The sequence below is a fragment of the Pseudomonas sp. Con_6 genome, assembly GCF_059379395.1.
The window spans coordinates 3,043,831-3,060,019 of record NZ_CM182011.1 but is presented as its reverse complement, the minus strand read 5'-3'; the positions used below and the strand labels follow the sequence as shown (position 1 = coordinate 3,060,019).

Below are 16,189 nucleotides of genomic sequence, written 5' to 3'. Positions count from 1 at the left end.
CCTCCATGTCCCAAGCCACCGACGACACCTTCTACGACCGCGCCGACGCCCATATCAACCTGGCCAACCAGCAGATCGAAAGCCTCCAGGACCTGGGCAAGGTCAGCGCCTCGATGACCTTCGGCGCCAGCCGCTTCAACGCCTGGATGAGCGCGCGCAGCTTCAAGTCCGCCGCCGAGATGGCCGCAGCGCGCGAGGAATTGCTCAAGTACTTCAGCGAGCAGTACCGCATGATGCTGGAAGACAACCTCGACGATCACATCGCCAACTTCGACCGCTACATGCTCGGCAAGCAGGACTGATCCGCCCCGCCTCGCGAACATGTCGAATCTTTCATCGAAGCCGCCCTTCACAGCCCGCGCGGCGGCTCTACACTGAGCCTGTGAAAGGTGAAGCGAAGCGCTTGACCGGTCACGATCGCGGGCGTATGGTGCGCCGCAATTTCTCATCACACAGGAGTCCTGCCTTGGACAGTTGTCCCAGTCGATTGCGACAGGTCTGAACAGCGAGCACGTCCGGCAGCCTTTCTCCTGCCACTGTCTCGCTGATCACAGCGGACAGTGGCGATCCGCATCCCGTCCGGGATGACGCATCCCCATTCTCCCTCCCCGCCTCCCCTGGCCGCACGTGCGCGGCCCGGCGACGCCCGGTGACCTTTCGCCATCCATAACCCGAATTCGCGCCGGTCGAAGACCTGCGTAAACGCCGGCCCCTGGCCGGAGAAAGAGGTGAATCATGGATTGGAAAGTCTTTCTGCTGCGCGCCGCCGCAGCCCTCGTCCTCGGTGCCCTGATCGGCGCCGAACGGCAACTGCGTCAGCGCCTCACGGGTCTTCGCACCAACGCCCTGGTCAGCACCGGCGCCTGCCTCTTCGTACTGATGACCCAAAGCGTACCGGGCCTGGCCAGCGACGCCTCGCGCATCGCCGCCTACGTAGTCTCCGGTATCGGTTTCCTCGGCGGTGGCGTGATCATGCGCGACGGCCTCAACGTGCGCGGCCTCAACACCGCCGCCACCCTGTGGTGCACCGCTGCCATCGGCGTGCTGTGCAGCATGGGCCTGCTGCTGGAGGCCGCCCTCGGCAGCCTGGTGGTGCTCTGCGCCAACATCCTGCTGCGCGATATCGCCCAGCGTCTGAATCATCAGGACGTGGTGCCAGCCAACGAATCCGAACAACGCTACAGCGTCGAGATCGTCTGCCGCGCCGAGGATGAAATCCAGGTGCGCAGCCTGATGCTGCACAGCTTCGACGGCGCCAGCCTGCGCCTGCAGTCGCTGCACAGCGAGGACCAGGCCAACCCGGTGAAGCTGGAAGTGCGCGCCGAACTGCTCGGTAATCACGACGCCAGCAGCCAGCTGGAACGCCTGGTCAGCCGCATCAGCCTGGAAAAAGGTGTCAGCTCGGTGCGCTGGCAAGTCTTCGAACTGGCCGCTGACTGAAGCGACCATCCCACCCACCCGACAGGAGTATCCGGAGCCCGGCCATGAATCCCGACCCCAGTCCCGTAACACCCAGACCCCGGCCGGGCGGCCGCTAGCGAGTTTCCCTCGCGCTGTCGCCCGGCCAGACCGGCGGCAGCGCGCACCCTGCGCTGCGCAAAACCCTTTTGGTGGTTGCACTGACGCGGCCGCCCAGGAGTGCATCATGCTCTTCAAAACCTTCAGCCAGCGCTTGCTGGCCCTGTTCGACCATGGCCTGAGCCGCCACTTCCGCCGCCAGGCGATCCTTGAACTGCTGCGCAACGGCCAGGCCCGCGGGCACCTGCCACCGGACTTCGTGCGCCAGCTGGCGCATGTCGCGGAACTCGACAGCAACGCCCTCTTCGAGCATTTCGGCAGCCGTGCCGAAGGCCTCGACGACGCCCGCGTGGACGCCATCCGCGCCGAGGTCGGGGCGAATGTGGTCGACCAGGAAAAGCCCGTCTCGCCACTGCGCCACCTGTGGTGGTGCTACCGCAATCCCTTCAACCTGTTGCTGACCCTGCTCGCCGTGGTGTCGTGGATCACCGAGGACGTCAAGGCCGCTGCCGTGATCGGCAGCATGGTGCTGATCTCGACCCTTCTGCGCTTCGTCCAGGAGTCGCGCTCGAACCGCGCCGCCGAACGCCTGAAAACCCTGGTGGCCAACACCGCCAGCGTGCTGCGTCCTGGCGTGCCCGGTGCCGACCGGCGTGGCGCGGTGGAAATCCCCTTCCGCGACCTGGTACCCGGCGACATGGTGCTGCTCTCCGCCGGCGACATGATTCCCGCCGACCTGCGCGTGCTGGAAGCCAAGGACCTGTTCGTCAGCCAGGCGGCGATCACCGGCGAGTCGCTGCCGCTGGAGAAGTTCGCCCAACCCCACCGCGGCGCTGCCGGCAGCCCGCTGGAGCGTGACAACCTGTGCTTCATGGGCACCAATGTGGTCAGCGGCAGCGCCCGCGCACTGGTGGTCGGCACCGGCCAGCACACCTATTTCGGCAACCTGGCGGAGCGGGTGCTGAGCAGTGACCGCGAACCTACCGCGTTCCAGCAAGGGGTGAACAAGGTCAGCTGGCTGCTGATCCGCTTCATGCTGGTGATGGCGCCGCTGGTACTGCTGCTCAATGGCATCACCAAGGGCGACTGGCTGGAGGCGTCGCTGTTCGCCCTGTCCATCGCCGTCGGCCTGACCCCGGAAATGCTGCCGATGATCGTCACCTCGACCCTGGCCAAGGGCGCGGTGGTGTTGTCGCGCAAGAAAGTCATCGTCAAACGCCTGGACGCCATCCAGAACTTCGGCGCCATGGACGTGCTGTGCACCGACAAGACCGGCACCCTGACCCAGGACCGCATCGTCCTGGAACGGCATACCGATGTGCTCGGCACCCCGTGTGACGCCGTGCTCGACGACGCCTGGCTCAACAGCCACTATCAGACCGGTCTGAAGAACCTGCTCGACGTTGCGGTGCTGGAACACGCCGATGCCGGGCGCATGGCCCGTCTCGGCGAGCACTTCGCCAAGGTCGACGAGATCCCGTTCGACTTCCAGCGCCGGCGCATGTCGGTGGTGGTCGGCGAGCGTGGCGACGGCCATCGGCTGATCTGCAAGGGCGCGCTGGAGGAGGTGCTGTCGGTGTGCAGCCGCGTGCGCATCGGCAATCAGGACGTAGTGCTCGACGCCACACTGCTGGAGCGTATCCGCAAGCACACCGCCAGCCTCAACGACGAGGGCCTGCGGGTGGTCGCCGTGGCGATCAAGCAACTGCCGGCGGCGCGCGAGCAGTACCAGGTGACCGATGAAAGCGACCTGCTGCTGACCGGCTACATCGCCTTCCTCGACCCGCCCCGCGACACCACCGCCGCGGCCCTGCGCGCGCTGGCCAGCCAGGGCGTGGACGTGAAGGTGCTGACCGGTGACAACGAGCGCGTCACCCGGCGCGTCTGCCGTGAAGTCGGTCTGTCGCTGAAAGGCCTGCTGCTGGGCAGCGATATCGATGCCCTGAGCGACCCTCAGCTGAGCGAGCGCGCCGCCGAATGCAACCTGTTCGCCCGCCTCACCCCGGCGCACAAGGAACGCATCGTGCGCCTGCTGCGCCAGCGCGGACATGTGGTCGGTTTCATGGGCGACGGCATCAACGACGCCCCGGCGCTGCGTGCGGCGGACGTGGGGATCTCGGTGGATTCGGCGGTGGACATCGCCAAGGAAGCGGCGGACATCATTCTCCTGGAGAAGAGCCTGATGGTCCTGGAAGAAGGCGTGGTCGAAGGCCGCAAGACCTTCGCCAACATGCTCAAGTACATCAAGATGACCGCCAGCTCCAACTTCGGCAATGTCTTCAGCGTGCTGGTGGCCAGCGCTTTCCTGCCGTTCCTGCCGATGCTGCCGCTGCACCTGCTGGTGCAGAACCTGCTGTACGACGTATCACAGACCGCGATTCCGTTCGACAACGTCGACGCCGAGCAACTGAGCAAACCGCAACGCTGGAATGCCGAGGATATCGGGCGCTTCATGTTGTTCTTCGGGCCGCTGAGCTCGATCTTCGACATCCTCACCTATGCGCTGATGTGGTTCGTGTTCGCTGCCAATACGCCGGAACACCAGACCCTGTTCCAGTCCGGCTGGTTCGTCGAAGGGCTGCTGTCGCAGACCCTGGTGGTGCACCTGATCCGCACCCGCAAGCTGCCCTTCGTGCACAGCCGCGCAGCCTGGCCGCTGATGGCGATGACCGCTGTGATCGTGGCCATCGGGCTGTTGCTGCCAATGTCGCCGCTGGCAGGATACTTCAAGCTGCAGGCGTTGCCGTGGACGTACTTCCCATTCCTGGTGGCGATCCTGGTGGGGTATGTGGGGGTGGTACAGGCAATGAAGGGCTGGTTTACCCGGCGGTATGGCTGGTAGTGAAATCCTCACCTGAGAACACTGCATGACCCTGCGGGAGCTGGCTTGCCAGCTCCCGCAGGGATCTCGGTCAACCGCTGGAGCGAGGCTTTGCTTTCCCCCCGAACCCCATTATGATTGCGAGCAATTCTTAATTGCATCCGATTGTCAGGAGATCCGGGTGTCCTCTGTGCTACCGCCCTCATCCACCCAGGACACCCTCGGTGAGCTCTACCGCGACCACAGTCTCTGGCTGCGCGGCTGGTTGCGTCGGCGCCTGGGAGACGGCGACCGCGCCGCCGACCTCACCCACGACACCTTCCTGCGCCTGCTCACCAGCACTGTCGCCCACCCGCTGCGCGAGCCGCGCAATTTCCTCGCCACCGTGGCCAAGCGGGTGATGGTCGATCACCTGCGCCGGCGTAGCCTTGAACAGGCCTACCTGCAGGCCCTGGCCCACGAACCGGAACTGCTGGCGTCTTCTCCCGAAGAACGCCTGCTGATGCTGGAAACGCTGCTGCACCTGGACGCCATGCTCGACGGCCTCGACCACAAGGTGCGCCAGGCCTTCTTCTTCGCCCAACTGGAGGGCCTGCCCTACAGCGAGATCGCCCACCGTCTCGGCGTCTCCGTCAGTTCGGTAACCAAGTACATCGCCCGCGCCACCGAACAGTGCCTGTTGTTCGCCCTGGATGCCGAACGGTGAACGCCGACAGTCAACGCCAGGCCCTGCGCGAGGCGGCCCGCTGGTACGCACGGCTCGGCGCCGATCCGCAATGCCCGCGCACCCAGGGCCAGTGGCAGGCCTGGTTGCAACAGGACGCTCTGCACCCGTGGGCCTGGCAGCGCCTCGAAGCTTTGCAGAGCGAGCTGCGCGGTGTCTCGCCGGCCCTGGCCCGCGGCACCCTGGCCAGCGACCTCGGCCACCCCGGGCGCCGTACCTTGCTCAAGGGCCTGGTCCTTGGCCTCGGCGTCTCCGGTCTGGCCTGGACCGGCTACCGCCAGACGCCGCTGTGGCTGGCCGACGCCCGTACCGCCATCGGCGAACGCCGGCGCCTGGTGCTGGCGGACGGCAGCGAGCTGATCCTCAACACCGCCAGCGCCGTGGACATCCGCTTCAGCGCCGACCAGCGCCTGATCATCCTGCGTGCCGGGGAAATCCTCCTGACCACCGGCAAGGACCCGCGCCCCCTCAGCGTGCGCAGCCGACATGGCCAGATGCGCGCCCTCGGTACCCGCTTCGACGTGCGCCAGGAAGCCGACCACACCGAACTGGCAGTGCTGGAACACGCGGTCGCGGTACGCAACCGCCCGGACATGCCTGAAGTGCGAGTGGACGCCGGCATGGGCCTGAGCTTCGGCGACGGTCCGTTGCCGGCTCCGCAGCCCCTCGACTCGAACCAGTCCGAGTGGAGCAACGGCCGCCTGGTGATCGACGGCTGGCGCCTGGACCGCACCCTCGCCGAGCTGCAGCGCTATCGTCCGGGCTTCATCCAGTGCGCCGACGAAGTCGCGGCGCTGCGCCTGTCCGGGGCCTTCCCGCTGGATGACAGCGACCGCGCCCTGGCCGCCATCGCCCGGGTCCTGCCGGTGCGCGTCGACTTCCGCACCCGCTACTGGGTACGGGTTCGCGGACGCGCCTGAGCCGAGCTGAAAAATATTTTCATTTTCATTTGTCGATTTGAGCCGCTCGTTCGACCCCTCCTTCAAATCGCCGTCATTGCACTTGAAGGAGCTGTTCATGCAACGCCACGCCTTTCCCCGAAAACCCCTGGTCATCGCCCTGCTCGGCGCCGCGCTGGGCCTGCAGGTCGGCTTGATCCAGCCACTGAGCGCCACCGGCCAGGCCCGTGCCGGGGAAGCCCAGCGCAGCTACACCATCGCCGCCGGCCCGCTGGGCGCGGTGCTCAGCCGCTTCGCCAGCGATGCCGGGGTGGTGCTGTCGTTCGATGCGCGCCTGACCCAGGACAAGAGCAGCCCCGGCCTGAAGGGCAGCTACTCGGTCGAGGAAGGCTTCGCCCGTCTGCTGCGCGGCAATGACTTGCAGGTGCTGCGTAGCAGCAACGGCGATTACGTGCTGCTGCCGCGCAGTGACGAGGGTGCCGTCGAGCTGGGCGCCACCAGCGTGAATGCCGCCGGCCTCGGTACCACCACCGATGGCACCCGCTCCTACGCCACCGGGGGCGTGAGCATCGGCAAGTCCGCCCAGACCCTGCGCGAGACCCCGCAATCGGTGACGGTGATGACCCGCCAGTTGATGGACGACAAGAACCTCAACAGCCTCGACAAGGTCATGAGCAAGACCCCGGGCATCACCTTCAGCCAGCGCAACTACGGCGCCCACGTGTTCCAGTCCCGCGGCTTCGTGCTGGGCGAGGAAAGCTACCTGATGGATGGCGTGCCGGGGCAGGCCTATACCGTTACCGGCTGGTTGCCGCCGGACATGGCGGTGTTCGACCGCGTCGAAGTCCTGCGCGGCGCCAGCGGCCTGCTGGTGGGCGCCGGCAACCCGGGTGGCGCGGTCAACCTGGTGCGCAAACGGCCCACCGCTGAGCCGCGCTTTTCCGTCACCGCCCGGGCCGGTTCCTGGAACAACTACCGCGTCGACCTCGACGGCAGCAGCAAACTGAACGACAGCGGCACGGTGCGCGGACGCTTCGTCGCCGCCTATGAAGACCGTCGCTCCTACCTGGATGAATACGAATCACGCACACCCTTGCTGTACGGCGTGATCGAAGCGGACCTGAACGACGACACCACGCTCACCGCCAGCCTGCGCCACCAGACCGGCGACATCAACGGCTACTCGATCTTCGGCCTGCCGCGCTACAGCAACGGCAAGTCCCTCGACCTGCCCCGCTCCACCGCACTGGTGCAGGACTGGAACAGCCACAACAGCGAAATGAACGAGGCCTTCGTCGAACTGAATCACCGCTTCAACGACAATTGGAGCACCACCACCTCGGTCACCCACTCTCTGGGCACCATAGACCAGGCCATCGCCTTTGCCCGTGGTTCGGTGGACCCGGTGAGCAACAGCGGTTCGACCTTTCGCGGCATCGAGTTCCACCGGGTCAGCATCGACAGCAATGGCCTGGACAGCCACGTGGATGGCAACTTCGAGGCTTTCGGCCTGACACACCAGATCACCCTGGGTGCCAACTGGTCGCGCCAGCGGATCAAGGACCGGACCGCAGATATCGAGCTGGATCCCCGGGTTCCGGTCGATGTCTTCGACCCCGATCATCACGCCATCGCCAAACCGGAGCGCCCGGCCTGGACCTCCAACAACAGGCTGGACGACGAGCGCTATGGCCTCTACGCCAACGCCCGGCTGAAGCTGGCCGAGCCCCTGACCCTGGTGCTCGGCGGGCGGGTCAGCTGGTATGACTACGCCTTCAGGTACAAACTCCAGAACGCCCCGGACTACGAGTCGAAGGAAACCGGCCAGGTCACCCCCTTCGCCGGCCTGATCTACGACTTCAGCCAGAACTGGTCGTGGTACGCCAGCTATGCCGACATCTTCATGCCACAAAGCAACTACGTGGATTACACCGGCTCGCCGCTGAAGCCGGCCATCGGCACCAACTACGAGACCGGGATCAAGGGCGAGCTGTTCGACAAGGCACTGAACCTGTCCGTGGCGCTGTTCTACATCAAGCAAAAGGACGCCTCCTACTACGACGCCGATCAAGACCATATCTGCCCGCAGAACCCCGGCGATGCCTGTTACCTGAGTGGCGTGCTCAAGCGCAGCAAGGGCATCGATGTCGAGGCCAGCGGCGAGCTGCTGCCGGGGCTGCAGGTGTTCGGCGGCTACACCTACAACCTGACCGCCAGCTCCGGCAGCGAGCCCCTGTCCACTGAAACACCGAAGCACCTGGCCAAGCTTTCCACCAGCTACACCCTGCCGGGTGAGTGGAAACGGGTGACCGTGGGGGCCGGGGTGCAGGCGCAGTCGGGCTACCTGAACAAGACCGAGGATGGCGACAAGTATGGTGCCGCCGGCCGGGCCATCTGGGATGCGCGGGTCGCCTATGCGCTCGACGAGCACTGGACCCTGAGCCTGGTCGGGGAGAACCTCGCAGACCGCAAGTACTACGTAGCCGCGGACGGGCTGGACCGGGTCAACCTGTATGGCGAGCCGCGCAACTACATGCTGACCTTGCGCGGGGAGTTCTGACCTGTACCGGGCCTGGTGACTGCGTCGCCAGGCCCGGCCTCATCGCGGGCAACGCCCGCTCCCACAAGGTTCGTGGTGCACGCGGTCCCTGTGGGAGCGGGCGTTGCCCGCGATGAGGCCATAAGGAACACAACAGAGCCAATGGATGTCGCCGCTGGATTTGGGCACTATGGAACTCTTTCCCCTGCCCGCCCCCGGTCCCGCCATGACCTACCTCTACTCCCTGCTGCTGATCACCGGCATCTACCTGGCAGTCCTCGCCAGCCCGGGGCCGAACTTCTTCATCCTCAGCCAGATGGCCCTGGCCCGGCGTCGCCGCGACGCCCGCTACGTGGCCTTCGGCATCGGTACCGGCTCGGTGTTCTGGGTCATCGTCTCGATCGCCGGCCTGGCCACCCTGCTCTCGCAACACCCCTGGCTGTCCTCGGCGGTGCGCCTGCTCGGTGCCAGCTACCTGGTCTGGTATGGCGCGCGCCTGCTCTGGTCGGCCTTCAAGCCGACGCCACGCAGCCTGGCAATAGAACAGCCGCAACTGGACGGCTCGCGCCTGGCTGCCTTCCGTACCGGCCTGCTGACCTGCGTGACCAACCCCAAGGGCGCCGCTTTCTGGACCAGCGCCTTCGCCGCCATTTTCCCGACCCACCCGCCACTGTGGTTCTACGTGGTCACCGTGGTGCTGATCGGCGTGCTGTCGTTCGGCTGGCATGTGGGGCTGGGCATGGTCTTCGGCACCTCCCGTCTGCGCGGGCTGTACCTGCGCATCGAACGCTGGATCAACGGTTGTGCCGGTGGGGCGTTAGTGGCGCTTGGAGTACAGCGGATCTTCAGTCGCTGACCCGCGAGCCTGCCCAGATCAGTGCCTGCCCGGCAATGAGGCCGGCGAGCCTATCAGGTTCAGCCGCCATGCCGCACGATCTGCAGCCCCTCGTCTTGCACCGGCGCTTCGAAGTAACGGGTGATCAGGTCGAACTCCGCATCCGTGGCGGCGAACTCATGTTCGCCACGGGCATTGCGCGCATGCAGGCGGGCGCGGCAGGTAGCGTCGTCGATATCCAGGTAATGCAGGCGATGCGACACCTGCGCCGCCTCCGCCAGGTCGCGCAACCAGTGGCGGGCGGCGCGGGTGTTGGCGGGAAAGTCGAGGACCACCGGTACCCCGGCCCGCAGCAGGTCGATCACCAGCGGACCGAGAACCTCATGCACACGCTTGGCGTACTTCACGTAGTCCGCGACCGAATTGATCTCGCCAGGGTACAGACGCGCCAGCCACTGGTCTTCACCCAGCAGGATCGCCGAATGCTCGGCGACCAGGTTGCGGGCCAGGGTCGACTTGCCGGCAGCGATCTTGCCACAGAGCAGGTGCAGCGTTACCGAGGTCATCGTGCACCTCCTTGCAGGTCGCGGGACATCAGCCATTGCTCCTTGCCCCAGGCTTCGAAGCGCTCCAGCACGGTCCAACCGCGCCTGGCGTAGTAGGCGCTCTTGTCGTGGGTGTGCAGGTACAGGGTGCAAACGCCGGTTTCCCGGGCTCGCGCGCAGATACCTTCGATCAACTGCTCGGCCAGGCCCCGGCCCCTGGCTTCTGGCGTGACGAACACACAAGCGAGCCAGGGCCCGAGATCGGGACGCTCCGCCAGATCATCCCGCGCCAGTGCGGCACCACCCAGCAAACGGCCTTCCTCCAGCGCGATCAGGGATTGCCAGTCACCATTGTGCTGGCCCTCGGCAAACTCCCGTTGCCACTGCTCCAGCGGTTGCTCGAATTCATAGGTGAACTGCCGGTGCAGCCAGGTGGCCAGGGTGTCGCTGTGACTCATGTGCCGGGCCAGCCAGTCGAGTTGAAGCATGGGACATTCCTTCGTTCGGTGGTTCTGCAAGGCCATCACGCCAGTCTTGAGGGCCTCATCGCGGGCAACGCCCGCTCCCACAAGGTTCGGCGGTGCTCGCGGTCATTGTGGGAGCGGGCGTTGCCCGCGATGAGGCCCTCCAGCCGTTTACAACACCCCCAGCAACGTCCACAACCGCCGCGCTTCCGCGTCCGATTCGATCAGTTCCGCCAGCAGGTCCCGCAACGGCTTGTTCCCCCACTCTACCCCCCGCCGGATCAGGTACGGCACCGGACTGTGCGGTTCGGTACGCGCCAGATAATCGGCGATCACCAGCAACTGGCGATAGGCCTCGTCGCGGCTACGCGGTTCGGCGAAAGGCGCACGGCTTTGCGCGGTGACAGGAACATCCATCGGTACAGAAGTCTCCGGTTGTGGCTGGACAGGTTCAGGCGCCAGCAGTTGTGGCGGATGCAGCGCGATGAACTCCTTGAGCAGGTCCTCCAGGTTGTGCAAGGTTTTGCGCAACGCGGTGAAACTCGGCGCCTCGTCAAGGAGATGACGGTCGCACCAGCCATCCATCAGGACCAGTTGCGCCTGCGCCGTCTGGATCGATTTCACCCCCTGCAGCCACCAGTTCACCGTGGTCGCGCGTGCCAGCTCAGTCACTTTCTTCTGCAGTGCCTGGGCCGCCTCGGCAGCGGTCTTGGCCGGCTTGCTGTCGTTGATCTGCACCTGGCGTACTTTCATCTGCTGCCACTGGTACAGGCAGAAACCGTCCAGGTCCGCCGGCGGCTCGGGGAACAGTTGCAAGCGGGTGACCAGGATCTGTTCGTAGCGCCGCGCCATCCACATCAGCGGCGAAGCACGCCATGCACGGTCGCCGTCCTCGGGTTGCGGATGGACGTCGTCGGGGTAGCGCTCGCACAAGCCGCCGACCAGGGCCAGGGCATCGGCGATACCGTTAAGGCCTTCGCGGTGCAGCCAGGCCTCGCCCAGCCAGGCGGCAATCTGCACGTCCTTGCTGCGTTCGCGCAACAGCTGGGTGGCCAAGCGTTCGAGCCCGCCCCAGTCAGCGCGCTTGATTTCCGACGGCACCCATTTGCCGGTTGGCAGGCTGGTGTCGTCCTCACGCCGCAGATCCTGCAAACGGTGGTACGCCGCGTCATAGGTGAGGTTGATGCCGCACGGCTGCTCGCCGCAAAGCGGCTCGAGCAGTTGGCTGACCCGCTCGGAAAAGCCGGGGGTAATCATGGGTAGTCTCCTGCATCGGCCACGGAGCGCGGTGCGTAGCCGAACGGTGAACGTGGCGCCTGCACCGGCAGCGGAGGCAACGACAGCGGTGCCTTGCCGCCCTGGCTCATCAACGACAGGCGCAGGAACATCAGGGTCTGGTTCTCTTCCTCAGGCTGGGCATGCACCGGCACCGCCAGGCTCAACGGGAATTCGGTGTAGTCGACGTTCGGCTGGCGCAGCATCGAGCTGTGCGCGGCGATCATGCGCAGCAGCGCCCACGGCCCCTCGTATTGCCACTCGGCTTCCAGGCCGCTGACATGCAGTTGCTGCTGCACCGGGTCGTTGACCGGGCGCTGGGTGCCGTCGCGAGCCCAGCGCAGGCGCAGGCTCAGCGGCTGGCCGACGCTCCAGTGCAGCACCTGCTCGTCGCCCGGGAAGACGATCTCGCGGTTGCCGGCACCGAGGGTCCAGGCGATCACCTGGTCCGCACCGCGCTCGCTGTCGCGGTCGGTGCGCCAGGTGACTTCCATGTCGATGCCTGACAAACCGGCCTTGTCGCGCACCAGCATGGCCCCCAGCCACGGCCGCGCCAGGGCGATGCGGTCGAGGAATTCGCTGGCCGCAGCGCGCTCGCGCAGGGACAGCAGGGACAGGCCATCGCGGGCCGCGGCCAGACGGTTGTCGGTCAGGGTGAGGAAATACTGCACCCGCGCAGGATCGGCATCCGGCGCATGGAGGTCGGTGCTGAACGGGAACCGGTTGGCCAGGTACTGATTGAAATACCCGGCCAGATCGTTCCACGCCGAAGACACCGCCTGGCGCTGGAGGAACTGGCAACGCTGCATGGCAGCCTGTTGCAGACTGGCCCAGCGCTGGGTCAGTTGCCCGGTGGCCCGGGGTGCACTGGCAGAGCTGAGGATCTTCACGCAACTGCCCTGGTCCATGTCGTTGAAGTCGCGAACGATCAACTGGGTAATCAGTGCCGGCGAGCTGGAAGGGTTCTGCGCCTTGTACTTGACCATTTCCTCGCCGAGGGAATTGAAGTGGTTGACCAGCTCCGACTCGGTGAGATTGAGGCTCGGCAGTTGGGTCATCAGCCACTCCTTGGCCGGCCCTGCCTGTTCGGTGATCGCGGTGATCACGGCGAACTGCTGCTCCAGGCTGGCCTTGAGGTCCTGCACATCCACCGCCCGGAACAGGCGCAGGCCGAACTCCTTCGAACCGTCCCACTGGTTGATGTCGGCGCGGTCACGGAACACCGGTTGCTGGTCGATCTCGTCGATGGCCAGGGAGATGTCTGCCAGGGCGCTCTGGTTCAGCGCACTTTGCAAGCCGCTGGCCAGGTCCGGACGCTGTAACTGGACAAAGGCGCGGTGCACCGCCAGGGCCTGGTCGGTGCGCACCTGGAAAGTCGGCGTGGAAGCCATTTCGCTTTCCGGGGTCTTGCGGTTGAGGCTGGCCCACATGGCATCTCCCGCCGTGTTCTCCGCCGTCTTGAGCAAGGCGTTGCGGTAAGCCGGTGGAATGCCCGAAAGGGACTCATGGGAATACAGCTTGTAGCTGTCGTAGTAGCTCTGCGCCAGACGCAAGCCCTCGCCGTCGACATGGGTCAGTTGCTCCGAGTCGCGCACCGAATCCTCGCGCAGTGCACGAGCGACGAAGTCACGCTTGAGCAGCAGGTTGATCGCGCTCTTCAGGTGGCCGATGCGATCCTGCAGTGCCAGTTGCCCGGTGCTGCTCTGCACCAGCAGGCTCTTGCCCGCCACGCCCTGGGCAACCCACTGCTCCTTGAAGCTGTACTGCATCTGTTCGGCCAGGCGTTCGGTTTCCTCGGCCACTGCCGGGCCGAGCAGCTTGCTTTGGCGGATCTTGTCCAGCAGGTCGCTGTACCCGGCCACCAGGTCCTGGCCCTTGCCCCGGCTCCAGGTGGCATTGGTAAGGTCGACGGAATCCTGCAGGTCCTCGATCAGCGCATCGATATGCTCCAGTTCCGTCAGGCTCTGCGCCGCACCATTCTCCAGACGCTCCAGGTACAGGCGCAGGTAGCCCGCCGAGACCACGTAGCCGTCGGTACGGAAGTAGTGCCCGAGCCAGTTTTCCATCAACTGGTTGAAGTTGCCCTGGAGCGTGCTCCGATAGATCGACAGGTCCAGCGGCTTGAGCGGGCTGATGCCCTGGTTCACCAGCAGGCGGTTGTAGAACTTCTCGTTGGGCAAGGTCCCGGCATTCAGGTTCATGTCCAGGGTCTGGTTGCTCAGCGGGATGAGCTGGTCAAGCGGCGTCTTCTGGTTGGCCTGGGCCTGGGCGTACAGGCTCGCGGCCTGCTCCAGGCGCAGCACCTTGCGCACCAGTTCACGGGCCTTGAGGTAACTTGGCCATTGCGCCGGATCGCCACCTTGAGGGGCGCCCCCGCGGCGGCTGGTCTCGGCGATCGCCAGGACGTCACGCAACTCGGCCTGCAGCAGGTCATGGATCGGCTGGCGCATGTGGCTCATGGAGGTGTGCTGGAGCACCTGGTCCATATCGTCGTCCAGCGACGAGAACCACGACGTCGGATAGGCCAGCGAAGTGAAGTGCCAGCGCGGCGCGCGCTCCAGCACGGTCCAGAAGCTCTGCACGTTGTGCCGGGTCAGTTCCTGGCGGTGGTTGTCGTCGCTGATGCTGATGTAGTCGTTCTGCGCGTTTTGCAACAGTCGCGCCAGCTCGCCGGCATCGCGCAGCGAGTCGCGCCAGACCCAGACCATGGCGATGGCCCAGATCACCCCGACCACGGCGGCGCTGATCGCCACCACCCGCTGCCAGCGCTGGCGCAGCTGCAGCAGGCGCGGAATCGGCCGGGCCAGGCCGCGCTCGGCATTGATGCGCTGCTGCCACAGGCCTTGGGCGAAGACGTTCTGCACGGGCGCCTGGTCCAGCGCACTGAGCACGTCGGCCCCTGTCGGCAACGCCTGGGCCCCGGTGAAGTACAGCCCGCGCAGGGCCGGTGCCTCGCCATGGGTATTACCCTGGAACACCGGCCACAGAAGCATTTGCAGGTTGCGGCGCATGGCCTCGAAACGGGTCGGCAACGCATCCAGGTCGCCATTCAATTGCCCGGCCAGAGTGCCCATCTGCACGATGGACTCGGACAGCGCGTAGATGATGCGGTCCAAGGCATCGTCGGTCCATTGCGACTGCCAGGCGGCATCCGCCGGGTACGGCGACGACCAGCCGAGCACCTGCTTGCGCGCTTCTTCCGGCAACGCCCGGGCCAGCTCCTGGAAGCCCGGCACTTCGTCCATGCCGGTGATGACCACGTACACCGGCAAGCTGATGCCCAGGCGCTGCAGCAGGTCGATGAAACGGCGGCGTGCGTCCAGACCAAGGCTGGCGGCGCGATCGGCGTCGAGCAGGTCGGCGGCGGCGATGGTCCATACCACGCCGTCCAGCGGCCGCCGCGCGCGCAGGCGCAGGAGCAGGCCGATCAGGTTCCACCAGCCGCTGGCCTGTTTCATCCCTTCGCCTGGCATGAACAGCGCCTGCGGTACTACCAGCACGGCGCCGCTGGGGTCGGACCACCAGCGACCGAACCAGGCCGGCTTGTCCACCGGGTTGAGGTTCCAACTGGCGCACAGGCGCTTGCCCTCGACCTCGTCGCCGAGCATCAGCAGCCAGGGCGCCTGGTAGCGGTCACTGACGCCCTGCTCGTGCTCCATCTGGCGCACGGCCAGATAGAAGCTGCGCACCGCCGCGCCGTTGCGATTGCGCAACCACAGCACCAGCAGCACCAGGACCAGTAAAAGAACGAGGATGCCGGCCACCCAGCCAATCATGGACAAGCTCATGAAGTCGGCTCCTGGGTCTGGTACGGCGTCGCCAGGTGCAGCACCGGCGACAGCTGCTGGCCGATATCGCGCCAGAACAGATGACCGACGCCGATCAGCAGCAGGGTCACGCCGACGATCATCAGGGCCAGGCGCAGGCTGTCCCCCATGGACTCACGGACCGGCAATTGGTGCGGCTGCACGCTGGCGGGCTCCGCCAGCAAGGCGCTGACATTGGCGTAGTCCGGATCACGCTGGCGGGTGAAGTTGAACAACGCGTGGCGCCACTTGGCGTGCAGCGCCTCGCCGCCCGGACCGCGCAGGCGACCATGGAAACCGAGGATCATGCACAGCAGGTAGACATTGCCGAGGTCCTGGCTGGTGGGCGCCTGCTCGTCGAGCAGGCGCTTGATCTCCACAGGCAGACGGTCACCGGCCTGACGGCTGGAATAGAGGCGCAGCTCGAGCGGCCGCTCCTGCCAGGCCGGCTGGCCCGGCCAGTCGGCGAACAGCAGGGTTTCGTCGACCAGCGCGACGAACGCATAGACCATCGACTTGACCTGCAGCGGCGCCGAGTCGCCGACGCTGGCAAAAGCCGCTCGCCACAGGCGTCGGGTGGCGCCGGTGGACAGTTCGACCACTTCGTCGATCAGCTTTTCGCTGTCCTCGACGCGTTTGTCCAGCTCGTCCCAGGCCTGCGACCATTCCTGCCAGGCCTCGCGAAAGGCACTGGTCAACGGAGCATCCTGCACGCCGCGAAATCGCGAAACGGCAATCCCTTCTGGCATAGGCTTCCCTACCG

The 16,189-nt window shown here is 65.9% G+C and carries 12 protein-coding genes; 7 read left to right on the top strand and 5 right to left on the bottom strand.

Annotation, left to right across the window (positions count from 1 at the left end):
- The first annotated feature begins 5 nt into the window (after nt 1-5).
- The 7 genes from AC5QPF_RS13690 (at nt 6) to AC5QPF_RS13660 (ending at nt 9,357) form a co-directional block, all read left to right on the top strand.
- Nucleotides 6-302, top strand: coding sequence for a DUF3144 domain-containing protein (locus AC5QPF_RS13690; RefSeq protein ID WP_494963730.1), 297 nt, complete (start codon nt 6-8; stop codon nt 300-302).
- 433 nt (nt 303-735) lie between these two features.
- Complete coding sequence (locus tag AC5QPF_RS13685) at nt 736-1,440, top strand: MgtC/SapB family protein (protein ID WP_494963729.1); 705 nt, start codon at nt 736-738, stop codon at nt 1,438-1,440.
- A gap of 205 nt (nt 1,441-1,645) precedes the next feature.
- Nucleotides 1,646-4,360 carry a magnesium-translocating P-type ATPase gene (mgtA, locus tag AC5QPF_RS13680; RefSeq protein WP_494963728.1) on the top strand — a complete coding sequence of 905 codons (2,715 nt, stop codon included), beginning with the start codon at nt 1,646-1,648 and terminating at the stop codon, nt 4,358-4,360.
- A 160-nt stretch (nt 4,361-4,520) separates the two neighbouring features.
- Nucleotides 4,521-5,045 carry a sigma-70 family RNA polymerase sigma factor gene (locus tag AC5QPF_RS13675; RefSeq protein ID WP_494963727.1) on the top strand — a complete coding sequence of 175 codons (525 nt, stop codon included), beginning with the start codon at nt 4,521-4,523 and terminating at the stop codon, nt 5,043-5,045.
- On the top strand, nt 5,042-5,983 hold the full coding sequence (locus tag AC5QPF_RS13670) for a FecR domain-containing protein (protein WP_494963726.1): 942 nt from the start codon (nt 5,042-5,044) through the stop codon (nt 5,981-5,983). Before AC5QPF_RS13675 ends, AC5QPF_RS13670 begins: the two co-directional genes overlap by 4 nt.
- A gap of 97 nt (nt 5,984-6,080) precedes the next feature.
- Nucleotides 6,081-8,522 (top strand): TonB-dependent siderophore receptor, encoded by a 2,442-nt coding sequence (locus AC5QPF_RS13665; RefSeq protein WP_494963725.1) that lies wholly within the window; start codon nt 6,081-6,083, stop codon nt 8,520-8,522.
- A gap of 169 nt (nt 8,523-8,691) precedes the next feature.
- Nucleotides 8,692-9,357 (top strand): LysE family transporter, encoded by a 666-nt coding sequence (locus tag AC5QPF_RS13660; RefSeq protein WP_494963724.1) that lies wholly within the window; start codon nt 8,692-8,694, stop codon nt 9,355-9,357.
- A 59-nt stretch (nt 9,358-9,416) separates the two neighbouring features.
- On the opposite strand, the gene AC5QPF_RS13655 is transcribed toward AC5QPF_RS13660, so the two are convergent.
- From AC5QPF_RS13655 to AC5QPF_RS13635, 5 genes are all read right to left on the bottom strand, one after another.
- A complete protein-coding gene (locus AC5QPF_RS13655) occupies nt 9,417-9,902 on the bottom strand; it encodes an AAA family ATPase (protein WP_494963723.1) in 486 nt (161 codons plus the stop codon).
- Complete coding sequence (locus tag AC5QPF_RS13650; RefSeq protein ID WP_494963722.1) at nt 9,899-10,369, bottom strand: GNAT family N-acetyltransferase; 471 nt, start codon at nt 10,367-10,369, stop codon at nt 9,899-9,901. The genes AC5QPF_RS13655 and AC5QPF_RS13650 overlap by 4 nt, the downstream gene beginning before the upstream one ends.
- Nucleotides 10,370-10,516: 147 nt before the next feature.
- Nucleotides 10,517-11,602 carry a type VI secretion system protein TssA gene (gene tssA / locus AC5QPF_RS13645; RefSeq protein ID WP_494963721.1) on the bottom strand — a complete coding sequence of 362 codons (1,086 nt, stop codon included), beginning with the start codon at nt 11,600-11,602 and terminating at the stop codon, nt 10,517-10,519.
- A complete protein-coding gene (locus AC5QPF_RS13640) occupies nt 11,599-15,408 on the bottom strand; it encodes a type VI secretion protein IcmF/TssM N-terminal domain-containing protein (protein ID WP_494963720.1) in 3,810 nt (1,269 codons plus the stop codon). The genes tssA and AC5QPF_RS13640 overlap by 4 nt, the downstream gene beginning before the upstream one ends.
- The gene (locus AC5QPF_RS13635; RefSeq protein WP_494963719.1) at nt 15,405-16,175 is read right to left on the bottom strand and encodes a DotU/TssL family secretion system protein; all 771 of its coding nucleotides are present in this window, start codon (nt 16,173-16,175) and stop codon (nt 15,405-15,407) included. Before AC5QPF_RS13635 ends, AC5QPF_RS13640 begins: the two co-directional genes overlap by 4 nt.
- Nucleotides 16,176-16,189: the final 14 nt, after the last annotated feature.